Source organism: Microbacterium jejuense, from assembly GCF_039544225.1.
Taxonomy (GTDB): Bacteria; Actinomycetota; Actinomycetes; order Actinomycetales; family Microbacteriaceae; genus Microbacterium; species Microbacterium jejuense.
Genome location: NZ_BAABLG010000009.1, coordinates 20511 through 45798, shown reverse-complemented (window position 1 = coordinate 45798; position 25288 = coordinate 20511). Strand labels below are relative to the sequence as shown.

The following is a 25288-nucleotide window of genomic DNA, read 5'->3' as shown; positions in this document are numbered from 1 at the left end:
GATGGAGGCACCCCCGGACGAGACGGCGGCCGTGGTCGAGCGCTACGCACGGTTCGCCCGTGAGGAGGCGCCGGGACGCTCGGAGCTCTACGCCGAGTGGGCCGACGGCGTCGCCGGTGACGCGGATCTGGCCGGCATCCTCGCCCTCATCCCCGCCACGCGCCGCCAGCCGCCGCTCGTGTTCGCCATCACCCGCATGCTCGGCGCTCCCGAGCAGCGGTTCCCGGTGTGGGCCGCCTGGGTGCGCGATCATGCCGACGAGGTGGTGGCCGAGGCATCCCTCCGCCGGCTGCAGACCAATGAGCCGCAGCGGTGCGCGGCGCTGCTGCCCGCGCTCGCCGGCGTCGAGGGGCCGATCGCCCTGCTCGAGGTCGGTGCGAGCGCGGGGCTGTGCCTGTACCCGGACCGATACTCGTATCGCTACCGCAGCCCGGTCGGCACGACAGTGCTCGACCCCGACGCCGGGACGTCGACGGTCGTGCTCGAGTGCGACGCAGCGGGGGATCCGTCGCTGCGGCTGCCGCACGTGGTGTGGCGCGCGGGCATCGACCTGCAGCCGCTCGACGCCGCCGACGCGGGCGACCGCCGATTCCTCACGAGCCTGGTGTGGCCCGGCGAAGCGGGGCGCGCGGACCGCATCGTCGCCGCGCTCGACATCGCGGCCGCCGATCCGCCGCTGCTGGTCGCGGGCGATGCCACCGACCCCGCCGTGCTGCACGCGCTGGCCGCCCGCGCGCCACGCGACGCGACGCTCGTCGTCACGACGCCGGGCGTGCTGCCCCACATCGACCGTGCCGGGCGCGGGCGGCTGATCGCGGCGATCCGTGCTCTCGACGCGGTGTGGATCACGATCGATCCACCCGGACTTCACAGCGCCGACCCCGGCATGCGGGACGGCTTCGTGCTCGCGCGCGACGGCGAGGCGCTCGCGGCGGTCGATCCCCTCGGCGGATTCGTGCGCTGGCGCGCGTCGGACGACGCGACGGTGGATGCCGCGGGCTAGCGTTGCGGTGTGCCTCTGACCGACCGCGACCGCGCCCTCCTCGACTTCGAGGCCGAATGGCGCCGCCATGCGGGAGCGAAGGAGGAGGCGATCCGCGCCGAGCTCGGCCTGTCGCCGGCGAGGTACTACCAGCTGCTCGGCCGGCTCATCGACACCACCGACGCCCAGGAGCACGACCCGATGCTGGTCAAGCGCCTGCGCCGCCTGCGCGACGCGCGCGTGCACGAGCGCGCGCTGCACGCCGCCGACGCCCGCTGACCCGCGGCGGGCCGCCCGGGACCGGGTCCGCCACACCGGTCTGTCGCGGACCGGACGCACAGCCGGGGCCGGGTAACATCGACGGGTGCCGACCTCCCGCTATCCCCAGGATCGCTTCGACGACCTGCCGGACACGGACCGGGTCGGAGCCCATCGGGCCGAGAACCCCCGCATGCGCGGCTGGGTCGTGCTGCTGTGGGCCGCTCTCGCGACCGTCGTGCTGATCGCCATCGGCATCTTCGGCACCCTGATCGCGTCGGGCCGCATCGATCTCGCTCCCACGCCGACCGCGTCGGCGAGCGTGGCGCCCGAGGTGACACCGGTCAAGGACACGAGCTACGAGGTCAGCATCCTCAACGCGACGCCCGAGGAGGGGCTTGCGACGCAGCTGAAGGACACCGTGGTCAACGCCGGCTGGCCCGCCGACAGCGTGATCGCCTCCAGCGCGGGCTCGCAGGACTTCCCGACGACCACCGTCTTCTACACGGATCCTGCGGACGAGGCCGCGGCGAAGGGTCTCGCCGAGGCCATCGGCGGCGCGGAGACCGAGCAGAGCGACGCCTACCCCCCGCCGTCGCCGGACGTGAAGCAGCTCACCATCGTGATCGGCCTCGACCGCACCGCCGCCGGCCAGTCCGCGACGCCTGCTCCCTGAGGCCCGGCCGGCCCGTGTTTCGCGCCGGTAAACACTTGTGTGCCTGCGTGTCAACAAGTGACGAATCGGAGCGGGCTCGCCCACGCGCCTGCATACGATGAAGCCCTGCACCGCCGGCTACAGGAGACACGCATGACCCAGGGCACCGTGAAATGGTTCAACGCCGAGAAGGGATTCGGCTTCATCACCGTCGCCGACGGCCAGGACGTCTTCGTCCACTACTCGAACATCGACATGTCGGGCTTCCGTGTGCTCGAAGAGGGGCAGACCGTGGAGTTCACGGTCGGCTCCGGGCAGAAGGGGCCGCAGGCCGAGTCGGTGCGCGTCGTCTGACGCCCTCCGCGCGCGCGATGCGCTGAACGATCCGGGAACGGGATGCTGCGGCATCCCGTTTCCGTGCGTTTCGGCGTCCTTCCCCACGGCTTGCACTCGATAGGGTCGAGTGCCAGAATGATTTAGCACTCGCGTAAGTTGAGTGCTAACACCCCCAGCCAACGTTCCGGAGGGACGACACACACATGGCAAAGATCATCGCTTTCGACGAGGAGGCCCGTCGTGGCCTCGAGCGCGGCCTGAACACCCTGGCCGACGCCGTCAAGGTGACGCTCGGCCCGCGCGGTCGCAACGTCGTGCTCGAGAAGAAGTGGGGCGCCCCCACGATCACGAACGACGGTGTCTCGATCGCCAAGGAGATCGAGCTGGACGACCCGTACGAGAAGATCGGTGCGGAGCTCGTCAAGGAGGTCGCCAAGAAGACCGACGACGTCGCCGGTGACGGCACCACCACCGCGACCGTCCTCGCCCAGGCGCTCGTGCGCGAGGGCCTGCGCAACGTCGCGGCCGGCGCCGACCCCATCTCGCTCAAGAAGGGCATCGAGAAGGCCGTCGCGGCCATCACCGCCGAGCTGCTCGAGTCCGCCAAGGAGGTCGAGTCCAAGGAGGAGATCGCCGCCACCGCGTCGATCTCGGCCGCCGACCCCGAGATCGGCCAGCTCATCGCCGAGGCCATCGACAAGGTGGGCAAGGAGGGCGTCGTCACCGTCGAGGAGTCGCAGACCTTCGGCACCGAGCTCGAGCTCACCGAGGGCATGCGCTTCGACAAGGGCTACATCAACCCCTACTTCGTCACGGACCCGGACCGCCAGGAGGCTGTCTTCGAGGACCCGTACATCCTCATCGCGAACCAGAAGATCTCGAACATCAAGGACCTTCTGCCCGTCGTCGACAAGGTGATCCAGGACGGCAAGGAGCTCGTCATCATCGCCGAGGACGTCGAGGGCGAGGCTCTCGCGACGCTCGTGCTCAACAAGATCCGCGGCATCTTCAAGTCGGTCGCCGTCAAGGCCCCCGGCTTCGGCGACCGTCGCAAGGCGCAGCTGCAGGACATCGCGATCCTCACGGGCGGCCAGGTCATCACCGAGGAGGTCGGTCTCAAGCTCGAGAACGCCACCCTCGACCTGCTCGGCCGTGCGCGCAAGGTCATCGTCACCAAGGACGAGACCACGATCGTCGAGGGTGCCGGCGACGCTGCGCAGATCGAGGGTCGCGTGACCCAGATCCGCCGCGAGATCGACAACACCGACAGCGACTACGACCGCGAGAAGCTCCAGGAGCGCCTCGCCAAGCTCGCCGGCGGCGTCGCCGTCATCAAGGCGGGCGCGGCCACCGAGGTCGAGCTCAAGGAGCGCAAGCACCGCATCGAGGACGCCGTGCGCAACGCGAAGGCGGCCGTCGAGGAGGGCATCGTCCCCGGCGGTGGCGTCGCGCTCATCCAGTCCGGCAAGAAGGCGCTCGACGCCCTCGAGCTGTCGGGTGACGAGGCGACCGGTGCCAACATCGTGCGCGTCGCGATCGAGGCCCCGCTCAAGCAGATCGCCCTCAACGCCGGCCTGGAGCCGGGCGTCGTCGCGAACAAGGTGTCGGAGCTCCCGAGCGGCAGCGGTCTGAACGCCGCCACCGGCGAGTACGGCGACATGTTCGCCCAGGGCATCATCGACCCCGCCAAGGTGACCCGTTCGGCGCTGCAGAACGCCGCGTCGATCGCCGGCCTGTTCCTCACGACCGAGGCCGTCGTCGCCGACAAGCCCGAGAAGATCGCGGCTCCGGCCGGCGACCCGACCGGTGGCATGGACTTCTGAGCCCACCCGCATGAAACGAAGGCCCCTCCTCACGGAGGGGCCTTCGTCGTCTCCGGGGGGGGGGGGGGGGGGGGTCAGCGGAACAGGCTCGTCGTCGCGAGCTCGGTGTCGGCGTACTGGCGACCTGCCGCCGCGAGCGCCGCGTTGATGCTCGCGAGCGACTCCTCGACCTGCCGCTGCGTGCCGCGCCACTGCTCGACGACGCCCGCGAATGCGGCCGACGCCGATCCCGTCCACGACGATTGCAGCTGCGTCAGCTGCGCGAGCATCGCGTTCGACTCGGCCTGCAGCCGGTCGATGGTGCCGCGCACCGCGGTGGTCGAGGTGAGGATCGAATCGCTGTCGACGGCGAAGACGGCCATGGGAACTCCTGACTGTGAGGGCGGGGGACCGGATGCCGCACCCGCTGTGCCCGCCACGCTAGGCGTCGACACCGGGCGGGGAGGCGGCATCCGTCGCCATCGGCCGCTTCTGTGCACAACACGCCAGCCGTCTCCGGCTGGGGAGGAGGCTGACGTCAGCGGGGGAGATCGGTGGGTCGCTGCAGCGGCTGCGTCGGGATCGACGCGTGGTCAGCGGCCTCGCGGGCGTCTGCCAGCGGGAACGACACGCGGAAGGTGGCGCCACCACCGGGGGTGTCGATGACCTCGACGGTGCCGTGCAGCGCCTCGACGATCGACGCGACGATCGACAGGCCCAGGCCCGAACCGCCCGTCTCGCGGGTGCGCGACGTGTCGGCGCGCCAGAACCGCTGGAAGATCTTCTCCTTGATCTGGTCGGGCACGCCCTCGCCGTGGTCGGCGATCTCGATCCATCCCATGCGGCTGCCGGCGTCCACGCCGACCCGCAGGTCGATGGGGGAGTCCTCGGCGGAGTAGCGGCGGGCGTTGCCCAGCAGGTTCGTCACGACCTGGCGGATGCGGTTCTCGTCGCCCAGTACGACCGGGACGAGCGCTCCGACCGGAGCGACGGGTTCGGGTTCGGGGACGAGGGGCGGCAGATCGCCGGTGTCGTTGCCGGCTGTCGCCGGGAGCGGCTTGGGCCGGCGGCGCAGCATCGACAGCGTCGCGCCGGCGCGGGAGATGGCCGACGGCGGCGTGCCGCGGGGTTTGCCCTCGGGGGTCGTCGTCGCCGCGGTCTCGCGCGCCGGCTCGGGGTCGATGAGCGTCGTGTCGAGCACCGTGATCGGACGCATCGGCGCGGCCGCGCGGACGTCGAGTGCGGCATCCCTCGCGACCGGGCGCAGGTCGACCGGCACGATCACGACGTCGCGGCGCTCGTCCAGGCGCGCGAGGGCGAGGAGGTCCTCGACCAGCACGCCCATGCGGATCGCCTCCTTCTCGATGCGCTCCATCGACTGTGCGACCTCTTCGTCGCCGCGCACGGCGCCCATGCGGTACAGCTCGGCGTAGCCGCGCACCGTGACCAGCGGCGTACGCAGCTCGTGGCTCGCGTCGCCGATGAATCGGCGCATCTGCCTGACCGTCGCATCGCGCTGCGAGAGGGCGCCGTCGACGCGGTCGAGCATCGCGTTGATCGCGGTCTTGAGGCGTCCGACCTCGGTCGTCTTGGGCTCGATGTCGGTCATGCGCTGCGTGAGGTCCCCTGCCGCGATGGCGTCGGCCGTGGACTCGACCTGCCCGAGGCTGCGGAAGGTCAGCGTCACCAGGAACCGGGTGGCGAACGCCCCCGCGATGAGGATCACGAGCGCCAGGATCGAGTAGATCCCGAGGTACTGCGCGATCGTGCGGTTGACGCCCGCGAGCGGGACCGCGACGAGCTGGGGGTAGTACAGGCCGCCGTCCTGGTACTGCTGGTTGGACTTCACCCCGAGGAAGGCCGCATCCCCGTCGGCCGACGACAGCTCGAACGGATCGAGCTCGTACGTCTGCGCATCGGTCAGCGTCAGGGTCTGCGGCACGGCGGGCTGCGGATTGCCCGCGCGGCCGCCGCCGAGGGCGAGCAGATTGTCTTCGTCGCGCGCCGGATCGTAGATCGCGACGAAGTAGTCGACCGAGACCGGGTTCTCTTTCGGCGTCACGGAGAGCCCGCCGTCCACGAGCGAGAAGTCGAAGAGCGGCGCGCCGGCCTCGGTGCGCCCCAGGGCGATCAGCTGCGTCTCGACGCCGTCGATCAGCGAGTTGCGCAGGAACACGGCCGTGCCGACGCCCGCGGCGATCAGCCCGATGCCCAGGAGCGCGACAGTGACCCCGGTGACCTTCGCGCGAAGACTGATTCCGCGCCACCACCGGGTGATCGCGTCAGGCTTCTGCGCCAGGTCGGTCCCCCTGCTCGTCGTGAACGACCGGCTACGCGGTCTTGCCGGCCTTGAGCATGTAGCCGAAGCCGCGCTTGGTCTGGATGAGCGGCTCGGTCGAGTGCGGATCGATCTTGCGGCGCAGGTACGAGATGTAGCTCTCGACGATGCCGGCGTCGCCGTTGAAGTCGTACTCCCACACATGGTCGAGGATCTGCGCCTTCGACAGCACGCGGTTGGGGTTGAGCATGAGGTAGCGCAGGAGCTTGAACTCCGTCGGGCTCAGATCGATGCTGACGTCGCCGACCTGCACGTCATGCGTGTCCTGGTCCATCGTGAGCTCGCCGGCGCGGATGACCGACTCCTCGTCGGCCTGCATCGTGCGACGCAGGATGGCCTGGATGCGGGCCACGATCTCGTCCAGGCTGAAGGGCTTGGTGACGTAGTCGTCGCCGCCCGCGTTGAGGCCGGTGATCTTGTCCTCGGTCTCGTCCTTGGCGGTGAGGAACAGGATCGGCGCGGTGTAGCCGGCGCCGCGGAGCCGCTTGGTGACGCTGAACCCGTTCATGTCGGGGAGCATCACGTCGAGGATGATGAGGTCCGGTTCCTCCTCGAGCACCGCCGAGATCGTCTGGGCGCCGTTCGAGACGGCCCGGACCTGGAACCCGGCGAATCGCAGGCTGGTGATCAGCAGGTCGCGGATGTTCGGTTCGTCGTCCACGACGAGGATGCGCGGTGCGGTCATGGGCCCATTATGTCGGCGGAATCCATGCCGCGCCTGGATATCGGCGACACGCCTGAGAAATCGATCAGGGCGCCGACGTGCGGATCTCGACGCAGCAGCGGCCGACGGCGGGCGAGAGCACCGGGGTGCGCTCGTCGTCGGTCGCGGCCGCGAGGCCCCGTACGAGCTCCAGATTCGCACCGCAGATGAGGGCGGTGTGGCGGCCGGCGAGCGCGTGGAACGGGCAGTTCTCCAGCACGAGATCCGTGGATGCCGCGCCCCCGGACCGCGGGTCCCGGGGCGCGTATCCGCACACCGCGAGGGCGTCTTCCAGGCTCTGGGCGCCGGCCCCGATCGCGGCGCCGGCGGCGAACGCCTCGGCCGCGAGGGCCTCGCGGACCGGCATGCCGGTCTCATCCGCCTGCTCGGCCGCGGCGGCGAGCAGATCGCCCACGAGTTCGTAGTGGCGCTCCGGGATGGTGGCCGCCACCTCTGCCGCCGTTGCGCGGTACAGCTTGGCGGGGCGCCCGGCGCCCGGGCCGGTGCGCCCGGAGCGCCGGACGTACGAGACGGTCAGCAGGCCGGCATCCACGAGCCTGTCGAGGTTGAGCGCCGCCGTGCTGCGAGGGATGCCGAGGGTGTCGGCGGCGTCGTCGCGGCTGACGGCGCGCTCGGTGGCCAGACGGTAGAGGTCGCGGCGTTGCGGGTCGACCAGCGCGGCGATGGCTCCGGCACGGTTCGGTGTCGGAGGGAGCGGCGATGAGGTGCCCACGTGGTGAGTGTACCTCTAAAATCAAAAACCTTGACAAAAGAAATCGCCGGTTCTAGCGTCGGGCTCAGAGTCCACCGCAGGCACGACCGCCGTCCCGGGCACGCGAAGGAGCTACGACATGTCGACCACCGCTCAGGCGACCGCGCTGCACGCTCTCCCCGACGAGGCGCCCTTCGATCGGGACCGCGCGATGACGGCGGTCGCCGACCTGCTCGCGGCCCTGGGGCACGATCCCGACGCCGGCGACCTCGTCGAGACGCCGCGGCGCGTGGCCGACGCGTTCATCGAGATGCTCACTCCCGAGCCGTTCGAGATGACGACGTTCGCCAACGAGGACGGCTACGACGAGCCGGTCGTCGTGCGCGACATCCCCTTCGTGTCGCTCTGCCGGCATCACCTGCTGCCGTTCCGCGGCAGGGCCGTCGTCGGGTACTTGCCCGGCGAGCGGCTCGTCGGGCTGTCCAAGCTCGCCCGCGTCGTCGCGCATCACGCCCGCGGACTCCAGGTGCAGGAAGCGCTCACGATGCAGATCGCCCGCACGCTCGACGATGCGCTCGCGCCCCGCGGCGTCGGCGTCGTCATCGAGGCCGAACACCTGTGCATGACGGTGCGGGGCGTGCAGGCGGCGTCCGCGACCACGACCACCACTGCGTTCCGCGGCGAGATCGCGCAGGACCGCGAACTGCGGGCCCGCTTCACCGGACCGACGGCCTGAGCGCCGTCGCCGGAAGAGAGGAGTCGTCATGACCCACCTGCTGATCATCGGCGGAGGACTCGCCGGCGGCACGGCCGCCGAGGCGCTGCGTGACGAGGGGTTCGACGGCGACATCACCGTCGTGGCGGGCGAGGCGCATGCGCCGTATCAGCGGCCGCCGTTGTCGAAGGGGTATCTCGGCGGCAGCGAGGGCCTCGACGCCGTCATCCTGCACCCCGCGGACTGGTACGCCGAGCATGGCATCCGCCTGGTGACAGGGGTCGCCGCGACGTCGCTCGACCCGGCGGCGCACGCAGTGCACCTCGAAGACGGCGAACGCGTGCCGTACGACGCGGTGCTGCTGGCCACCGGGGCGACCCCGCGGATGATCCCGCTCCCGGGCCACGACCTGCCCGGGGTCATGACGCTGCGCCGGCTCGACGACTCCGACGCGCTCGCCGCACGTCTGCGGGACGGTGGCACGCGGCTCGCGGTGATCGGCGCCGGCTGGATCGGCATGGAGGTCGCCGCCACCGCGCGGGGGCTCGGCAACGAGGTCGCGATCCTCGAGCGCGACGCGGTGCCGCTGGCCGCGGCACTGGGCCCCGAGATGGGCGAGGTGTTCCGACGCCTGCACCTGGAGCACGGCGTCGACCTGCGCACCTCGGTCGGCGTCGACCGGATCATCGGGGACGAACGGGCCGAGGGTGTCGTCGTCGACGGCGAGACGCTCGCCGCCGACCTGGTGCTGGTGGGGGTCGGGGCGGTGCCGAACACCGCGCTCGCCGAGGCCGCGGGGCTCGAGATCGAGAACGGCATCCTGGTCGACGCCGCTCTGCGCACGAGCGCACCCGACGTGTTCGCCGCCGGCGACGTCGCGAATGCGTTCCACCCTGTGCTGCAGCGCCACCTGCGCAGCGAGCACTGGGCCAACGCCCTGAACGCGGGAAAGGTCGCGGCGCGGTCGATGCTCGGGCTGCCGGCATCCTTCGACGACATCCCGTACTTCTACACCGACCAGTACGACCTCGGGATGGAGCTGTCCGGGTACGCGCCGCTGATGACGGACGCCGAGCTCGTCGTCCGCGGCGACCTGGCGACGCGCGAGTTCATCGCGTTCTGGACCGACGACGGGCGGGTGGTGGCCGGTATGAACGTCAATGTGTGGGACGTCAACGAGGATGTGCAGGCGCTGATCCGCTCGGGCGCGCGGATCGACCCCGACCGACTGAGGGATCCCGCGGTGTCGCTCACGGAGCTGGTGCCGTGACGGTGCTGAGCGGCACCGCGCTCGAGGGCTGCCTGCTCGAAGTACCCGGCGGGGCGCTCGACCTGTCGCGGCACATCGCCGTGATGGCGATCGTCAACCGCACGCCCGACTCGTTCTACGATCGCGGTGCGACGTTCGCGCTCGACGCGGCGGTGGCGGCGGGCGTCGCGGCCGTCGAGGCGGGCGCCGAGATCGTCGATGTCGGGGGAGTGAAGTTCGCACCGGGCCCGCCGGTGCGCGTCGAGGACGAGATCGCCCGCGTTGTGCCGGTCGTGCGCGAGCTCGCGCCGATCACCCGGGTGAGCGTCGACACCTTCCATCCCGCGGTCGCCGCTGCCGCGATCGAGGCGGGCGCCGCGATCATCAACGACACGACGGGGCTGCACGATCCGGCGATGGCGGACGTCGTCGCCGCGGGCGAGGCCGGGGTCGTGATCGCCCACAGCCTCGCCGCGCCCCGGACGCAGCATCCCCTCCCGCGCTACGACGACGTGATCGGCGATATCGCGGGGTTCCTGGCATCGCGGCGCGACCTCGCCCTGCAGCGCGGCGTGCCGCCCGAGCGCATCGTGCTCGATCCCGGTCACGACCTCAACAAGAACACGCGCCAGACGCTCGAGCTCACGCGGCGGCTCGACGAGCTCGTCGCCCTGGGCTCGCCGCTGCTGGTCGCGCTGTCGAACAAGGACTTCGTGGGCGAGACGCTCGACCGGGAACGCGGCGACCGGCTGGCCGGGTCCCTCGCGGCTGCCGTCTACTGCGCGCTGCACGGTGCGCGCATCGTCCGCGCCCACAATGTGCGCGAGACCGTCGACGCGATGCGCATGGTCGAGGCGATCCTCGGCTGGCGCGATCCCGTGTACGAGCTGCACAACACCCGTCCGGAGGGGAACGACTGACATGCCCACGCGCTCCGAGCTGTTCGACGCCTACGCGCTGCACGGTCGCGACGGTTCGCGCGTGCGCATGAACTTCGTGTCGTCCGCAGACGGCGCGGGGACCCTCGGCGGCCGCAGCGGCGCGCTGGGCGGCCCCACCGACCGCGCGCTCATGCAGGTGCTGCGGGCGATGGCCGACGTGGTGCTCGTCGGTGCCGGCACCGTGCGCGCCGAGGGTTACGGCGGCGTGCGGGTCAGCGCCGACGACGTCGAGTGGCGCCGTTCCCGGGGGATGGAGGACCAGCCGGCGCTCGCGGTCGTGAGCGGCCAGCTTCACCTCGACCCGGGTGATCCGGTCTTCGCCGAGGCCATGCGGCGCCCGGTCGTGGTGACGACGGATGCCGCCGCCAACGCTCGCGGCGCCGTCTTCGAGCCGGTGGCCACCGTGATGGCGTGCGGCACCGACACGGTCGACCTCGGCATGATGCTCGACGCGTTCGCCCGGCGCGGCTGGACGCAGGTACTGTGCGAGGGCGGCCCGCACCTGTTCGGCGCGCTCCTCGCCGGGGGACTGGTGGACGAGGTGTGCGTCACCATCGCCCCACGGTTCGTCGGCGGAGAGGCGGGCCGCATCGTGCAGGGCGTGGCCGAGGGCGACCGACGCTTCGCACTCGCCGGCGTCGTCACCGACGACGAGGGCTTCGCTTTCCTCCGCTACGCCGCGGGCTGAGCCACGCAGACGTCGCGCTCGGCCCCGTCGCGTCAGGGGATCAGCGCAGCCCGCACCGCGAGCTCGACGGTGGGGCGGATCGGCGCGTCGGGCGCGACGGTCAGGCGGTTCACGATGATCCCGGCGCTCATCGCCAGGAGCGCGCGGGCTCCGGCGTCCGGTTCTGGCGCGCCGAGCCGCACGAGCTGTTCCCTCGTCCAGTCCTCGAACAGCGAGCGCTGCGCCCGCACGGAGGGGCCGACGTCGGGCGAAGCGGCGGTCTCGAGGAAGAGCGCGTAGCGGGCCCGCGTACGCGCGGCGTGCGGCCCGGTCGCGTCGGAGAGCAGGCCGGTCAGCGCGTCGACGACGTCGCCGGCTGTCTGCGCGGGTCCCATCGCTGCGAGGAGGTCTGCGCGCTCCTGCTCGGCGATCCACACCAGCACTCCCGCGACGAGGGCGTCGCGGGTACGGAACCAGTTCGAGGTGGAGCCTTTCGGCAGCCCGGCCTGCGTGTCGACGCGGGCATGCGTCAATGCGCGGACGCCCTGCTCGCCGACGAGGGTGACAGCGGCGGCGAGCGCTCGGTCGCGGGTGGCTGCCATGGCCCGACCCTACACTACGTTCATAGTGACACGGCACTACGAACGTAGTATGGTGTGCGCCATGGGATACGCGGTGATCCTCGCCTGGGTGATCCAGGCGGCGGTGGGGGCGTCGCTCCTGGTGTCGTGGGTGCGGCACGCGCGAGGGCGCGATGCCGGCCTCGTGCTGACGCACGCGATCATGATGGTCGGGTTCCTCGTGCCGTGGACAGCGTTCGTGGCGACCGGCGCCGTCGTGTGGGCGTGGGCCGGCTTCGCGATCCTCCTCGTCTTCATCGGCTTCGGAGACGCCATGATGGTCCGCCGCGCCCGAGTCGTCACCGGCGAGTCGGAGCCGGGTGCGCGCGACTACTGGCGCGCCGTGCGGGTCGCGCTGAAGGGGCGGCTGGGGTGGCGCGTCACATTCCACGCGCTGTTCGCGCCGGTGGTGTTCTTCGGATCTCTCGCGGTGTGCATCGTCGCGACCATCGCCGAGTGAGGGATGCCGCGACCCGCCCCCGTGGGGAGGTCGCGGCATCCACTCGTCGTCACTGCGCGGGATCGTGCGACCAGGCCGCGATCTCATTGCCCGCGGGGTCGACGAAGTGGAATCGCCGGCCGCCCGGGAAGGGGTAGATGTCGTGCCGGATGGCGGCACCCGCCGCGATCACGCGCTCCTTCGTGGCTTCGAGGTCGTCGACGAAGAGCACGGTGAGCGCCGCGCGCTGCTGCGTCGGGTCGGCGGAGCCGTTGAGGCCCAGGGTGACGCCGCTGTCCGCGGTGTCGGCGTAGGCGTCGCCGTACGCCGTGAAGGTCCACCCGAAGGCCGACTCGTAGAACGTGCGGGCCGCCGACAGTGCGGCGGCATCGGCTGCGGGGAGCTCGACGAGGTCGATCCGGTTGTTCTGGGGCATGAGTCAGGTCTACCGGCTGCCTCCGACACCGGCCAGGGGTGGTCGCCGCAGCCGTGTCAGTTTGAGTTGACAAACCTCGTCTGTCAGTTCAAACTGACAACATGACCTCATTCGATCCGGAGCACCTCCGAACGACCGACCCCGCGACGGGCCTTCGTGCGGTCGGCGCTCTGCACCGGCTCGCCGAGCGGGTCGAGGCCGTGCACGTCGCCGAGGCGCGCAAGGCCGGGTGGTCCTGGGAGCAGATCGGCGACGCCCTCGGCGTCACGCGTCAGTCGGTCCACGCGAAGTACGGAAAGAGAGACAGCGGTGTTTGAGAGATTCGCACGAACGGCCCGAACGGCCGTCGAGGACGCGACCTACGAGGCCCGTCGCCGCGGCGACCGGCGGGTCGGCTCCGAGCACCTGCTGATCGCGGTGCTGGAGGACGACGCACTGGCCGCCCGTGTCGGCGTCGACGCCGCGTCCGCGCGCGCGGCCGCCGACCGGCTCGATCAGACCGCGCTGGCCGCGATCGGACTGGACCTCGGCGAGTTCGGGGCGACCCCTGTGAACGCGGCCGCGTCGTCGCGCGTCGCGCTGACGTCCGGGGCGAAGGCAGTTCTCCAGCAGTCGCTGGCGAAGGCGGCCGGCGAGAAGTCCCGCACCATCACGACGCGGCACATGATGCTCGCCCTGCTCGATCGCGACGCGCCCGACCCCGCGGCGGCCCTCATCGAGGCCCTCGAGGTCACGCCCGACGAGCTGCGCGCCCGACTCTGACGCCGGGGGCGGCATCCCCTCCCCGACGGCTACGCCGCCAGGGAGTGGGCGTCGAGGATCGTGTAGGCGTACCCCTGCTCGGCGAGGAACCGCTGGCGGTTCTGCGCGAAGTCCTGGTCCACGGTGTCGCGGGCGATGAGCGTGTAGAAGCTCGCGGTGTGGTTCGACTGCTTCGGGCGCAGCAGGCGGCCGAGACGCTGCGCCTCCTCCTGGCGGGATCCGAACGAGCCCGACACCTGGATGGCGACGGATGCCTCGGGCAGATCGATCGAGAAGTTCGCGACCTTCGACACCACGAGCACCGAGATCTCGCCGACGCGGAACGCCTGGTACAGCTGCTCGCGCTCGTCGACCGGGGTCTGCCCGGTGATCTTCGGGGCGTTCAGCGCCTCGGACAGCACGTCGATCTGGTCGAGATACTGGCCGATGATGAGGATCCGCTCACCCTCGTGGCGCTCGACCAGCTGCTTGACGACGCCGATCTTCGCCGGCGCGGTGGCGGCGAGGCGGTAGCGCTCGTCGTCGGCGGCCGCGGCATACTCCAGGCGGTCGTACGCGGGCAGGTCGACCCGCACCTCGTAGCAGACCGCCGGAGAGATGAACCCTTGGGCCTCGATCTCCTTCCACGGCGCATCGAACCTCTTGGGCCCGATGAGGCTGAAGACGTCGCCCTCGCGGCCGTCCTCGCGCACGAGCGTCGCGGTGAGCCCGAGGCGGCGGCGCGCCTGCAGGTCGGCGGTCAGCTTGAACACCGGCGCGGGCAGCAGGTGTACTTCGTCGTACACGATGAGGCCCCAGTCGAGCGCGTCGAGCAGCGCGAGGTGGGCGTACTGGCCCTTCCGCTTCGCGGTGAGGATCTGGTACGTCGCGATCGTGACGGGCTTGATCTCTTTGCTCTGGCCTGAGTACTCGCCGATCTCTTCAGGAGTGAGCGACGTGCGCTTGAGCAGCTCGTCGCGCCACTGCCGGGCGCTGACGGTGTTCGTCACGAGGATGAGCGTCGTGGTCTTGGTCTCGGCCATCGCGGCCGCGCCGACCAGCGTCTTGCCGGCGCCACAGGGCAGCACCACGACGCCCGAGCCGCCGTCGGTGAAGATGTCCACCGCGTGGCGCTGGTACGGCCGCAGCGTCCAGCCGTCCTCTTCGAGGTCGATGGGATGCGGGGTGCCGGGCGTGTAACCCGCGAGGTCTTCGGCAGGCCAGCCGATCTTGAGCAGCTCCTGCTTGATCTGGCCGCGCGCCCACGCGTCGACGACGAAGGCGTCGGGGGAGGGACGGCCGATCAGCAGCGGCTGGATGCGCTTGTTCTTCGACACCTCCGCCAGCACCGCGGCATCCGTCGACCGCAGGATCAGCTCGCCGCCCGTGCCGTCCTCGGCGACCGGGGTGCGCTCGATGACGAGGCGGCCGTAGCGGCCGACAGTCTCGGCGATGTCGATCGAGACCGACGGCGGCACCGGGAAGCGCGACCACCGGTCGAGCGTCGCGAGCATGTCCGGGGCGTCGTGGCCGGCCGCGCGGGCGTTCCACAGCCCCAGCCGCGTGATGCGATACGTGTGGATGTGCTCGGGGGCGCGCTCCAGCTCGGCGAAGATGGCGAGCTCGTGGCGCGCACTCTCGGCATCGGGATGCGCGACTTCGAGCAGCACCGTGCGGTCGCTCTGGACGATGAGGGGTCCGTCAGCCATAACGTACGAGTCTACCGGCGTGCGCCGAGACCGGATCCGCGTGCCCGGCGTTCACGCCGCGCGGACGCTCACGATGCTCGACACCGGGAGCGTGCGCTCGATGTCGGCGGCGCGGTCGCGGCCGCGCAGGCGTCCGCCGCCGAGACCCGACGCCTCCAGTGTCAGCGCGCGCTCGGTGCCGTCGGGCATGCGCACGACCACAACGATCTCGGCGCGGGCGCGCACCGCCTGCTCCAGTTCGCGCTCGAGCCAGCCGGCCTCGCCGCCGGCGGTGTGGCTGCGGCGCAGCGTCGCGAGCAGGCGCTCGTAGGCCTGCGCGGGGGTCGCGCCGGGCTCGGACGACGTCGCGGCGGCACGGCGGTGGATGGGTTCGGGGTTCCCGGCCGCGTCGAGCGCGATGACCGGGTACCGGGCGTCGGCGAGGGTCCAGTACACGGCGTCGCGCGCGACCCGTGACGACAGCCCACCGCCGTCGCCGACGAGCCCGAGCGGGCGCAGCGCCTGGTCGACGGCCATCGTGTCGAGCAGGTCCTCGTCGGCGCTGTCGACGCGGGTGCGACCTGTCGTGTCGTCGGCGCGCACGCGCACCAGCCCGTGGCGGGACGCGGTGCTCTGGATGAGGTATTCGAGCGGCTGGGGGATGCCGGTCAGCGACAGCTGCGCGAGGAACTCCCGCATCGACGCGGCGGTCTCGCCCTCGCCCATGCCCGCGCCGAGCGACTCGGCGGTGAAGCGGTACGTCGAGGCCTGCGCGCGCGATTCGCGCAGGGCGAGGGAGCGCAGGCGCAGGTCGAGCGCAGGGGCGAGGGGGCCGGGTGCGATCGCGGTGAGGTCGGCCTGCAGGTAGACGCGGTCGATCTCGGCCGGCAGGAACGGCGCCATCGTGGCGGCATCCGCTCGTCCGCCGGTGCGCAGCACTGTCGTCCACGCGAACTCGGCAGGGGAGGACTCGTCGGGGTCGAACAGGCCCCAGCGCGTGCCGATGCGCCGCAGGCGCTGAGCGCGCTCGGGCCAGTCGTCGTCGAGAGGGTAGGCATCCGGCCAGGTCGCGGGCGCCGCGAACCCGCCGTCGGGGGTGCGGATGCCGCGGGGCAGGCCGGCGCGCAGACCCTCGGCGACGGTCTCCCAGCGCTGAGGCGTCGTGGTCTGCAGCCATGACTCGCCTGCCGTGGTCACCACCCACTCGCGCTCGCGGGCGACGGCGAGACCCGCGTCGGCCGCCGAGCCCAGCAGATCCTCGAGGTCGTCGGGGGCGGCGATGGCGCCGGCATCCATGAGCCTGCGGCGGTCCACCGCGCTCACCGCACCGGCACCGGTGCGGCCGAGCGGCGTGTGCAGGCAGGCCAGCAGCACGTCGGCGAGCGAGCCGGCGGTGGTGAAGGCGCGCTCGGCTGCGGCGGCCGCCGCATGCGGCTCTGCGGCGAGTGGTTCGGCGGGCGCGGCCGTCGCGACGAACGCGTCGGGGCGGGATGCCGCCACCGCCGCGATCCGGTCCGCCACCGCGTCGTACGGCGCGTCGTCCTGGTCGGTCAGTGCCAGCAGCGCGGCCTCGCCGCCCGGGACCGCCGAACCGGCGGCGAGCCCGATCAGCTCGGCGCGATCGAGGCGGGTCAGCGCGCGATCGAGCTGCGCGGGATCGAGCAGGCTCTCGGCGGCATCGAAGAAGTCATGCCAGGCGGCGTGGGGCGAGATGCTCCGGGCCGCGAGCGTCTCAGCGAGCGCGGCGTCGTCCTGTTCGGCGAGCCGCGTCGCGAGCGTGCGCGCGTCGGAGCCCACGCGTCAGCCCCCTCGGTTCGCCCGTGCCCTCCGCACGAAGCTCATGATGAGCACGGCGAGCAGCATCGCGAAGGCGACGATCGGTGCGAAGTAGACCAGCACGCCCACCACGGGCCAGATGCCGGTGTCCATCTTGGCGCCCGCGGAGGAGGCGATCATGATCGCGAAGAAGCACAGGATCGAGAGCGCAAGCAGACCGAGCGACATGAAGGCCAGGATGCGGTCGATGCGGCGGACGGGGACGTCGCCGGAGGGTTTCGTGCTCATCCTCTCCAGCCTACCCGTCGGCGTCGACGCTTCCGCCCCTCCGGCGCCGCGATCTCGGGGTCGCGGCGGTGCCGTGCGCACCCCGTACGACTAGGCTGTGGGGGTGGGGGAACACCTTCCTCCGCTTTCGTCATGCACTGTTTCGCCCGCGGTACGCCGCGCGGCGCCCGATTCAGCGAGGTTCTCGATGCCCACCGGCAAGGTCAGGTTCTACGACGAGGAGAAGGGGTTCGGCTTCATCTCCACGGACGACGGCCAGGACGTCTTCCTGCACGCCACCGCCCTGCCTGCCGGTACGCCCGCGCCCAAGACGGGGACGCGGCTCGAGTTCGGCGTCGCCGACGGCAAGCGCGGCCCGCAGGCGCTGTCGGTGCGCGTGCTCGACGCCCCGGTGAGTCTCGCGAAGCGCTCGCGCAAGCCCGCGGACGACATGGCGATCATCATCGAGGACCTCGTCAAGCTGCTCGACGGCATCGGCGGCGACCTGCGTCGCGGCCGCTACCCCAGCGGTGCGCACGCGAGCAAGGTCGCGGCGGTTCTGCGCAAGGTGGCCGATGAGCTCGACGCCTGATCCGATCGACGCTCCCGTGCCCGATGACTCCGTCGTGGCGGAAGCGCCCGCCGAGGCGACCGAGGTCGTCGAGGTAGACATCGACGTGGTCGAGGTCGAGGCCGGCGTGCTCGACGCGCTGCTCGTGGACCTCGTCGAAGACGCGGTCGAGAGCGACGCCGAGGTCGAGGTCGAGGTCGAGGAATCCGCCGAGGTCGTCGTGGTGGAGCCCGACCCGTCGCTCTTCGAGGCGCACGACCTCGCTCTGGCCGCGCTCCGTGAGATCACCGCCGAAGCGTCGATCGGCGAGCCCGCCGACTACCGGGTCGAACCGGACGGCGTCGTGTCGCTGCGGTTCGCGAACCGGCTTCCGGGCTACCCGGGATGGTTCTGGACCGTGAGCCTCGCCCGCGTCGAGGGCTCCGAGCCCACCGTGCTCGAGGTCGAGCTGCTCCCCGGCGACGGTGCGCTGCTCGCCCCGGACTGGGTGCCGTGGGCCGTGCGTCTGGCCGAGTACCACGCCGCCCAGGCGGCACTCGCCGAGGCCGCGCATGCCGACGACGAGGGTGAGGACGAGGATGCCGAGGACCTCGACGACGTCGACGACCTCGACGCCGCGGACTTCGACGACGACGGTTCGCCCATCCTTCACGCCGGCGACGTCGACGGTGTCGACATCGACGTGCTCGACGCGTCCGCCGACGCTGCGGACGAGGACGACTCGGACGACGAGGACGACTCCGACGACGAGGACGACTCGGACGACGAGGACGACTCGGACGACGAGGACGACTCGGACGACGACGATGACTCGGACGACGACGATGAGTCGGACGACGAGGACGATTCCGACGACGAGGACGATTCCGACGACGAGGACGAATCCGACGACGACGAGGACGACTCGCGCCGCTGAAGGCCGAGCCGCACCTTCGACCGGAACCCGGTCACAGACTGCCGAAAAGGGCGGTCCTCCGCGCCCGCAGCGCGTGGAGGACCGCCCTTTCGCCGTGCCGTCAGGACCGGGGGGATGCCTTCAGGTCCGGCGCGGTCACGCGGAATCCGGCGCTGCGCAGCGCGTCGTCGCGTGAGGACGGACCGACGAGCAGCTCGAACTCGCCGGGTTCTACGATGCGCCGGCCGGCGGCATCCACGATCGTGCAGTCCGTGACCGGGACCGACAGCTCGACGGTGACGATCTGGCCGGGCTCGACGTCGACGTGGCGGAAGGCCTTGAGCTCCTTGTCGGCCCAGCTGACGGACGTGACGGTGTCGCGCACATACACCTGCACGATCTCGTGCGCCGGGCGGGTGCCCGTGTTGCGCAGCTCGATCGTGGCGCGCACGGTGTCGTCGGGCGCGAGCTCCGTGTCGACGATGCGCAGCCTGTCGTACTCGACCGTCGTGTACGACAGGCCCTCGCCGAAGGCCCACGCGGGCGCCTGGGTCAGGTCGGCGTAGCGGTCCCCGTGCTGGCCGCGGATCTGGTTGTAGTAGATCGGCAGCTGGCCGACGTGGCGGGCGAACGAGAGCGGCAGGCGTCCGGCCGGCTCGATGAGCCCGAGGGCGAGCTCGGCGATGGCGCGGCCGCCCTCCATGCCCGGCGAGGCGGCCCACACGACAGCCGCGGCGCGCTGGGCCGACGCGGGGAGCACGAGCGGCTTCGAGGCCATCAGCACGATCACGAACGGCGTCCCCGCCTCGGCGAGGGCGTCGATCAGCGCGATCTGGCCGCCGATCAGGTCGAGGGTGGCGGTCGAGCGTCCCTCGCCGACAAGCTCGATGACGTCGCCCACGACGACGACCGCGACATCGGCGGCCTGCGCGGCGGCCACGGCCTCGGCGATCAGCGCCTCGTCCGGTGCCGAGGGCACGACGATCTGCGGACGCGGCTGCCCGTCGGGGAAGAAGGCGCCCGCGGGGTCCTCTTCGAGGGTCAGCACGTCGGCGCCGCGGGCGTGGGTGATCGTCCAGTCGGCCGGTGCGAACGAGCGGAACCCATCGAGCACCGTGGTGATCATGTCGCGCGGCTGGCCGTCGAGCCATCCGGCCTGACCCGAGCCGCCGGCCCAGTCGCCGAGCTGCGTCTGGGCGTCGTCGGCGAGGGGGCCGATGACCGCCACGCGACGCGCGCCGGCGACGCCCGGGAACGCCCGGCCGCCGGCATCCGCCGTGAATCCGCCGTCCAGCGGCAGCAGGCCGTCGTTGTGCAGCAGCACCAGGGAGCGCCTCGTGAGGTCGAGGTTGAGGGCGTGGTGCTCGGCGGTCGCGATCTCGGCGGCGATGCGCACGCGGTCGGGGTGACGCGGGTCCTCGAACAGGCCGAGTTCGAACTTGAGGGTCAGGATGCGGGCGACCGCGGCGTCCAGTTCGCCCTCGTCGAGCATGCCGCGCTCGATCGCGTCGAGGGCGCCCTCGTAGAAGCGCGGGGTCGTCATGATCATGTCGTTGCCGGCCTTGACCGCGGCGGCAGCGGCGTGCGTGTAGTCGGGCTGGACACGCTGCTCCCACACCATGCGTCCGACGTTGTCCCAGTCGGTGATGAGGGTGCCGGTGTAACCCCACTCGCCGCGCAGCACGTCGGTGAGCAGCCACTCGTTCAGCGTGATCGGCACGCCGTCGGTGCTCTGGTACCCGAGCATGAAGGTGCGGCATCCCTCCTTCGCGACGCGCTCGAACGGCGGCAGGAACCACGAGCGCAGCTTGCGCTGCGAGATGTCGGCCTCGCTGGCGTCGCGTCCGCCCTGGGTCTCGGAGTATCCGGCGAAGTGCTTGGCGGTCGCCAGGATCGCGCGCTTGTCGTCGAGCCCGTCGCCCTGGTACCCGCGCACCATCGCAGAGGCGAGCTCGCCGATGAGGTGCGGATCCTCGCCGAACGTCTCGTCGACGCGGCCCCAGCGCAGGTCGCGGCTGATGCACAGCACCGGAGAGAAGGTCCAGTGGATGCCGGTGGCGGCGACCTCGATGGCGGTGGCGCGCGCCGCGCGCTCCACGAGGCCCGCGTCCCACGACCCGGCCATGCCGAGCTGCGTCGGGAAGATCGTCGCACCCTCCCAGAAGGAATGCCCGTGGATGCAGTCCTCGCCGACCAGCAGCGGTATGCCCAGCCGTGTCTGCGCGGTCAGCCGGTGGGCTTCTTCGAGCCGCTCCGGCGAGGTGTGCAGGATCGAGCCCGCGTGCTTGGCGTGGACGATGTCGACGAGGTCTTCGCGGGCATCGAGCTGCAGCATCTGGCCGACCTTCTCCTCCGCCGTCATGCGCGCGACGAGATCGGCGACGCGTGTCGGGATGGGAAGGCTCGAGTCCTGGTAAGGCAGGGTCTCTGCGGCGGTGAGGGTCACGGGGTCTCTCCTAGCGATCGCCGGGGCGATGGTGTCGCGGTGTGCGGCGATGGTGGCGTGCGGGTCGCGGACGGCGACGGGCGGATGTCGGTCCGGGTGCGGCGGCGTCGGCCGCCGCACCGCAGGATCAGGAACGGGAACGGATGCCGGCCTCAGGAGTCCTTCGTGCCGGCGGGCTTCTGGGCGGCGGTGACGGGACGCACCGCGGTGACGGCGCTGGACACCTTGATGCCCTTCTTGCGCATGGCGCGGGCACGCTCGCCGGCGGACCGCAGGCGCGGGTTGACGTACTCGTCGATGCCGAAGTTGATCAGCGACAGCGACATGCCGAGGAGGGCGATGCACAGGCCGGCGGGGACGTACCACCACCAGTAGTCGGGGAAGGCGCCGTTCTGCTGCGCCCAGAACAGGATCGTGCCCCAGTTGAGGTTGGTGATCGGGATGACGCCGATGAACGCGAGAGTCGTGAGGCCCAGGATGGCCGCGGTCACCGTGCCGACGAAGCTCGACGCGATGATCGCCATGAGGTTGGGGAGCATCTCGACGGTGATGATGCGGCCGAGCGGCTCGCCGTTCGCGCGGGCGGCCTGCACGAAGTCGCGGTTGCGCAGCGACATCGTCTGGGCGCGCAGCACGCGGGCGCCCCACGCCCAGCCGGTGAGGGCGAGCACCGCCGCGATCAGCAGCAGGCTCGGATCGTCGAACTGCGAGGCGATGATGATCATCAGGGGCAGGCCGGGCAGCACCAGGAACACGTTGGTGAGCGCCGACAGCGCCTCGCTCTTCCAGCCGGTGACGATGCCGGCGGTGACGCCGATGGCCACCGCGATGATCGTCGCCAGGATCGCCGAGAGGAAGCCGACGATGAGCACGCCGCGCGTGCCGTAGACGATCTGGCTGAAGATGTCCTCGCCCATGTGGCTGGTGCCGAACAGGTGCTGCCACGACGGCGGCTGCTTGAGCGCCGTGTAGTCCTTGTCGAGCGGGCCGTACGGAGCGATGACGTCGGCGAACACGGCCATCAGGACGAAGACGCCCAGGATGATGAGACCGGTCAGTGACTTGCGGTTGCGGAACATCGCGAACGACGAGCCGATGCGCGCGAGCGTCGACGGACCCGAGGGTCCTTTCGGCGCGCGTGCGGCTGTCGCCATCGTCTCAGTGCTGGGGGCGTGCTGCTCGGGTGCCGTCGTCAGCTCGGTGGTGGTGGGGACGGTCATGTCAGGCCTCCATCTGGCGGGCGCGCGGGTCGAGGATGACGTAGGCGATGTCGGCGATGATGTTCGCGACGAGCACCGCCAGGGTGATCACGAGGAAGACGCCCTGCATGAGCGGGTAGTCCTTCGCATTGGTGGCGTCCAGCAGCAGCTTGCCGATGCCCGGGTACGAGAACACGAGCTCCATGACGAGCGTGCCTCCGACGATGAAGCCGAGCGCGAGCGCGAAGCTCGACAGCTGAGGCAGCATCGCATTGCGCGCCGCATAGGTCGTGACCACTGTGCGGTTCGAGAGCCCCTTGGCCTGCGCGACAGTGACGTAGTCCTCGTCGAGGACCGTGATCATCATGTTGCGCATGCCGAGGATCCAGCCGCCGAGCGAGGCGATCACGATCGTGATGGCCGGCAGCGCGCCGTAGTAGACGACCTCGCCGATGAACTCGGGGGTGAAGCCGGGCTGCGTGCCCTTGCCGTAGGCGTGGGACGCCGGGAACCACTTCAGCGTCGACGAGAAGATCGCGATCGCGATGAGGCCCATCCAGAAGTAGGGGACCGTCGAGAAGAACGTCGCGACCGGGATGATGCCGTCGGTCGCGCGGCCGCGCCGCCAGCCGATCCAGGCGCCGACTGCGGTGCCGAGCACGAACGAGATGATCGTCGCGAGACCGACGAGGCCGATCGTCCAGGGGAGGGCGCTGGCGATCACATCCGTCACCGGGCTCAGGCCGTGCGAGAACGACCGGCCGAGGTCGCCGCTGAACAGGAGCTTCCAGTAATCGAGGTACTGCTCCCAGAGCGACTTGTTCTGATCGAGTCCGAACAGCGTGCGCAGCGCGTCGGCGGCCTCGGGGCTGATCTTGCCCTGGTTCTTGGCGAGGTACGCCGAGACCGGGTCGCCCTTCATCATGCGCGGCAGCAGGAAGTTGATCGTGATCGCGGCCCAGGCCGTGAACAGGTAGAAGACGGTGCGTCGCAGCCAGAACCTCATGCTGAGACTCCTTCGGTGGCGGCGGCCTTGTCGTGGCCGCCGAAGTGGCGGTCGGGATCGGGGGAGGCGTTGCGCAGCTGCCGCGTGTAGTCGTCCTGCGGGTTCAGGATCACGTCGTCGGCGGGACCCCGCTCGACGACCTTGCCGCGGTTGAGCACCATGATCTCGTCACTGAAGTGACGCGCCGTGGCGAGGTCGTGCGTGATGTAGAGCACGCCCAGGTTCGACTCGCGCTGCAGGTCGGCGAGCAGGTTCAGGACACCGAGGCGGATCGAGACGTCGAGCATCGAGACGGGCTCGTCGGCGATCAGAAGGCTCGGGCGCGACGCGAGGGCACGGGCGATGGCGACACGCTGGCGCTGGCCGCCGGACAGCTCGTGCGGGCGACGGTCGATCGTGGCGTCGGGATCCAGGCGCACGCGCTCGAGCAGACGGCGCACCTCCGCCTCGATCTCTGCCGCGGGCACGATCTTGTCGAGGCGCAGCGGGCGCTCGATGTGGTGACGGATCGTGTGGTACGGGTTGAGCGAGGCGAACGGGTCCTGGAAGACCATGCGCACCTGCTGGCGGTAGCGGCGCAGGGCACGGCCGCGGCGGGGGATCGGCACGCCGTCGAGAAGCACGTCGCCCTCGGTCTGGCGCTCGAGCTGCGTGATGATCTTCGCGATCGTCGACTTGCCGCTGCCGGACTGGCCCACCAGGGCGATGGTCTGGCCGCTGTGCAGCGCGAAGCTCACGTCGTCGAGGGCCAGCATCTTGCCGGCGCCGCGCACGCGGTAGCGCTTGGACACGTGGCGGAATTCGAGGGTCGTCATGCCGGAACCTCCGTCTCGGCGTCGGCGGATGCGTCGGTCGATGCGGCGTCGGCGGACGGGGATGCCGGGGGTGCGGTATCCGCATCGCTCGCCGAGCCGCGCACGAAGTCGCCGCGCTCGCCGGTGAGGCTCGGGAACGACGAGAGCAGCCGGCGCGTGTACTCGTGCTGCGGGTCGCGGTAGATGTTCGCAGCGGTGTCGAGCTCGACGATGCGGCCGTGACGCATGACGGCGATGCGGTCCGAGATCTCCAGCAGCAGGGGGAGGTCGTGGGTGATGAAGACGACCGAGAAGCCGAACTCGCGGCGCAGGTCCGAGATCTGCCGCAGGATCTCGCGCTGCACCAGCACGTCCAGCGCGGTCGTGGGCTCGTCCATGATCATGAGCTGCGGGTGCAGCGCCAGTGCCATCGCGATCATGACGCGCTGGCGCATGCCGCCCGACAGCTCGTGGGGGAACGACTTCAGCCGGTCGCGGCCGACGCCCACCATGTCGAGCAGATCGCCGCATCGGCGCGTGCGCTCGGCGCGCGACATCTCGGGCCGGTGCGCGACGAACACGTCGCCGAGCTGGCGGCCGATGTTGATGACAGGGTTGAGTGCGTTCATGGCGCCCTGGAAGACCATCGAGGCCTTGTCCCAGCGGAAGCGGCGCATCTCGTCGTCGGTCAGAGCGCCGATGTCGATGAGCTCGCCGGAGGCGTCGCGGAAGAGTGCGGAGCCGCCGGTGATGACGGCCGGGGGCTTGAGGAGGCGCTGGATGCCGTAGGCCAGCGTGGTCTTGCCGGAACCGGATTCGCCGGCCAGGCCCAGGATCTCACCGCGCTTCAGCTGCAGCGACACGTCGCGCACCGCCTCGACGGGCGGGTCGACGTCGTAGGTGACGCTGAAGTCGGAGATCGTCAGCAGAACGTCTTCGGTCATGTCTCGATTGTTCGGGATTCAGGTGCAGGGTGGGGCGGTCGGCGGGGGAGGACGACCAGAGAGAAGCAGGGGCTGAGCCATGAGGGCCCAGCCCCTGCCGTTTCGGAT

Annotated in this window: 28 protein-coding genes; 14 read left to right on the top strand and 14 right to left on the bottom strand. The window is 71.0% G+C overall.

The genetic code is table 11. The features are described 5' to 3' along the window. The first annotated feature begins 1 nt into the window (after window position 1). The 5 genes from ABEA46_RS16045 (at window position 2) to groL (ending at window position 4054) form a co-directional block, all read left to right on the top strand. Complete coding sequence (locus ABEA46_RS16045; protein WP_345545853.1) at window positions 2-1003, top strand: DUF2332 family protein; 1002 nt, start codon at window positions 2-4, stop codon at window positions 1001-1003. A gap of 9 nt (window positions 1004-1012) precedes the next feature. Next, a complete protein-coding gene (locus tag ABEA46_RS16040) occupies window positions 1013-1261 on the top strand; it encodes a DUF3263 domain-containing protein (protein WP_345545852.1) in 249 nt (82 codons plus the stop codon). A gap of 85 nt (window positions 1262-1346) precedes the next feature. Continuing rightward, window positions 1347-1916 (top strand): LytR C-terminal domain-containing protein, encoded by a 570-nt coding sequence (locus ABEA46_RS16035; RefSeq protein ID WP_345545851.1) that lies wholly within the window; start codon window positions 1347-1349, stop codon window positions 1914-1916. Between the two features lie 132 nt (window positions 1917-2048). Next, the gene (locus ABEA46_RS16030; protein ID WP_045298154.1) at window positions 2049-2249 is read left to right on the top strand and encodes a cold-shock protein; all 201 of its coding nucleotides are present in this window, start codon (window positions 2049-2051) and stop codon (window positions 2247-2249) included. Window positions 2250-2434: 185 nt separating this feature from the next. Then, a complete protein-coding gene (gene groL / locus ABEA46_RS16025) occupies window positions 2435-4054 on the top strand; it encodes a chaperonin GroEL (protein ID WP_345545848.1) in 1620 nt (539 codons plus the stop codon). Between the two features lie 74 nt (window positions 4055-4128). Here groL and ABEA46_RS16020 read toward each other — a convergent pair whose 3' ends face one another. The 4 genes from ABEA46_RS16020 to ABEA46_RS16005 form a co-directional block, all read right to left on the bottom strand. Further along, window positions 4129-4416: a WXG100 family type VII secretion target gene (locus ABEA46_RS16020; RefSeq protein ID WP_345545846.1), complete on the bottom strand. Its 288-nt coding sequence runs from the start codon at window positions 4414-4416 to the stop codon at window positions 4129-4131. A 155-nt stretch (window positions 4417-4571) separates the two neighbouring features. Further along, entirely contained in the window at window positions 4572-6209 is a 1638-nt protein-coding gene (locus tag ABEA46_RS16015; protein ID WP_345545844.1) for a sensor histidine kinase, read from the bottom strand. Between the two features lie 154 nt (window positions 6210-6363). Continuing rightward, window positions 6364-7056 carry a response regulator transcription factor gene (locus ABEA46_RS16010; protein ID WP_018172550.1) on the bottom strand — a complete coding sequence of 231 codons (693 nt, stop codon included), beginning with the start codon at window positions 7054-7056 and terminating at the stop codon, window positions 6364-6366. A 64-nt stretch (window positions 7057-7120) separates the two neighbouring features. Then, complete coding sequence (locus ABEA46_RS16005; RefSeq protein WP_345545840.1) at window positions 7121-7807, bottom strand: helix-turn-helix transcriptional regulator; 687 nt, start codon at window positions 7805-7807, stop codon at window positions 7121-7123. 118 nt (window positions 7808-7925) lie between these two features. Between ABEA46_RS16005 and folE the strand changes: the two genes are divergently transcribed. From folE to ABEA46_RS15985, 4 genes are all read left to right on the top strand, one after another. Continuing rightward, window positions 7926-8522: a GTP cyclohydrolase I gene (gene folE / locus ABEA46_RS16000; protein ID WP_345545838.1), complete on the top strand. Its 597-nt coding sequence runs from the start codon at window positions 7926-7928 to the stop codon at window positions 8520-8522. Window positions 8523-8550: 28 nt separating this feature from the next. Next, window positions 8551-9771: an NAD(P)/FAD-dependent oxidoreductase gene (locus tag ABEA46_RS15995; protein ID WP_345545837.1), complete on the top strand. Its 1221-nt coding sequence runs from the start codon at window positions 8551-8553 to the stop codon at window positions 9769-9771. Between the two features lie 83 nt (window positions 9772-9854). Beyond that, window positions 9855-10670, top strand: coding sequence for a dihydropteroate synthase (gene folP / locus ABEA46_RS15990; protein WP_345546112.1), 816 nt, complete (start codon window positions 9855-9857; stop codon window positions 10668-10670). Between the two features lies 1 nt (window position 10671). Continuing rightward, window positions 10672-11379 (top strand): pyrimidine reductase family protein, encoded by a 708-nt coding sequence (locus ABEA46_RS15985; protein ID WP_345545836.1) that lies wholly within the window; start codon window positions 10672-10674, stop codon window positions 11377-11379. Between the two features lie 32 nt (window positions 11380-11411). Here the strand turns inward: ABEA46_RS15985 and ABEA46_RS15980 are convergent, their stop codons facing one another. Then, window positions 11412-11960, bottom strand: coding sequence for a TetR/AcrR family transcriptional regulator (locus ABEA46_RS15980; protein WP_345545834.1), 549 nt, complete (start codon window positions 11958-11960; stop codon window positions 11412-11414). A 61-nt stretch (window positions 11961-12021) separates the two neighbouring features. Here ABEA46_RS15980 and ABEA46_RS15975 point away from each other — a divergent pair, with 61 nt between their 5' ends. Further along, window positions 12022-12438, top strand: coding sequence for a hypothetical protein (locus ABEA46_RS15975; RefSeq protein WP_345545832.1), 417 nt, complete (start codon window positions 12022-12024; stop codon window positions 12436-12438). 49 nt (window positions 12439-12487) lie between these two features. Here the strand turns inward: ABEA46_RS15975 and ABEA46_RS15970 are convergent, their stop codons facing one another. Further along, window positions 12488-12853, bottom strand: a complete 366-nt coding sequence (locus ABEA46_RS15970; RefSeq protein ID WP_345545830.1) for a VOC family protein — start codon at window positions 12851-12853, stop codon at window positions 12488-12490. 101 nt (window positions 12854-12954) lie between these two features. Here ABEA46_RS15970 and ABEA46_RS15965 point away from each other — a divergent pair, with 101 nt between their 5' ends. Continuing rightward, window positions 12955-13170: a helix-turn-helix domain-containing protein gene (locus ABEA46_RS15965; RefSeq protein ID WP_345545829.1), complete on the top strand. Its 216-nt coding sequence runs from the start codon at window positions 12955-12957 to the stop codon at window positions 13168-13170. Continuing rightward, complete coding sequence (locus tag ABEA46_RS15960) at window positions 13163-13615, top strand: Clp protease N-terminal domain-containing protein (RefSeq protein WP_345545827.1); 453 nt, start codon at window positions 13163-13165, stop codon at window positions 13613-13615. Before ABEA46_RS15965 ends, ABEA46_RS15960 begins: the two co-directional genes overlap by 8 nt. A 29-nt stretch (window positions 13616-13644) precedes the next feature. Here the strand turns inward: ABEA46_RS15960 and ABEA46_RS15955 are convergent, their stop codons facing one another. From ABEA46_RS15955 to ABEA46_RS15945, 3 genes are read right to left on the bottom strand one after another with little or no spacing between them, the layout of a single operon-like run. Beyond that, window positions 13645-15303 (bottom strand): DNA repair helicase XPB, encoded by a 1659-nt coding sequence (locus tag ABEA46_RS15955; RefSeq protein WP_345545826.1) that lies wholly within the window; start codon window positions 15301-15303, stop codon window positions 13645-13647. Window positions 15304-15354: 51 nt separating this feature from the next. After that, window positions 15355-17079, bottom strand: coding sequence for a helicase-associated domain-containing protein (locus ABEA46_RS15950; protein ID WP_345545825.1), 1725 nt, complete (start codon window positions 17077-17079; stop codon window positions 15355-15357). Between the two features lie 3 nt (window positions 17080-17082). Beyond that, a complete protein-coding gene (locus ABEA46_RS15945) occupies window positions 17083-17346 on the bottom strand; it encodes a multidrug ABC transporter ATPase (RefSeq protein WP_345545823.1) in 264 nt (87 codons plus the stop codon). A gap of 187 nt (window positions 17347-17533) precedes the next feature. Here ABEA46_RS15945 and ABEA46_RS15940 point away from each other — a divergent pair, with 187 nt between their 5' ends. Both ABEA46_RS15940 and ABEA46_RS15935 read left to right on the top strand, forming a co-directional pair. Further along, complete coding sequence (locus ABEA46_RS15940; protein WP_191172373.1) at window positions 17534-17917, top strand: cold-shock protein; 384 nt, start codon at window positions 17534-17536, stop codon at window positions 17915-17917. Then, window positions 17901-18812 (top strand): DUF3027 domain-containing protein, encoded by a 912-nt coding sequence (locus tag ABEA46_RS15935; RefSeq protein ID WP_345545819.1) that lies wholly within the window; start codon window positions 17901-17903, stop codon window positions 18810-18812. Before ABEA46_RS15940 ends, ABEA46_RS15935 begins: the two co-directional genes overlap by 17 nt. A gap of 100 nt (window positions 18813-18912) precedes the next feature. Here ABEA46_RS15935 and ABEA46_RS15930 read toward each other — a convergent pair whose 3' ends face one another. The 5 genes from ABEA46_RS15930 to ABEA46_RS15910 all read right to left on the bottom strand — a co-directional run bounded on the left by ABEA46_RS15930 (window position 18913) and on the right by ABEA46_RS15910 (window position 25180). Then, window positions 18913-21237: an exo-beta-d-1,3/1,6-glucosidase gene (locus ABEA46_RS15930; protein ID WP_345545818.1), complete on the bottom strand. Its 2325-nt coding sequence runs from the start codon at window positions 21235-21237 to the stop codon at window positions 18913-18915. A 152-nt stretch (window positions 21238-21389) separates the two neighbouring features. Beyond that, window positions 21390-22457 carry an ABC transporter permease gene (locus ABEA46_RS15925; protein ID WP_345545816.1) on the bottom strand — a complete coding sequence of 356 codons (1068 nt, stop codon included), beginning with the start codon at window positions 22455-22457 and terminating at the stop codon, window positions 21390-21392. Between the two features lies 1 nt (window position 22458). Further along, the gene (locus ABEA46_RS15920) at window positions 22459-23442 is read right to left on the bottom strand and encodes an ABC transporter permease (RefSeq protein WP_345545814.1); all 984 of its coding nucleotides are present in this window, start codon (window positions 23440-23442) and stop codon (window positions 22459-22461) included. Next, window positions 23439-24257: an ABC transporter ATP-binding protein gene (locus tag ABEA46_RS15915; RefSeq protein ID WP_345545812.1), complete on the bottom strand. Its 819-nt coding sequence runs from the start codon at window positions 24255-24257 to the stop codon at window positions 23439-23441. Before ABEA46_RS15915 ends, ABEA46_RS15920 begins: the two co-directional genes overlap by 4 nt. Beyond that, on the bottom strand, window positions 24254-25180 hold the full coding sequence (locus ABEA46_RS15910; RefSeq protein WP_345545811.1) for an ABC transporter ATP-binding protein: 927 nt from the start codon (window positions 25178-25180) through the stop codon (window positions 24254-24256). Before ABEA46_RS15910 ends, ABEA46_RS15915 begins: the two co-directional genes overlap by 4 nt. Window positions 25181-25288: the final 108 nt, after the last annotated feature.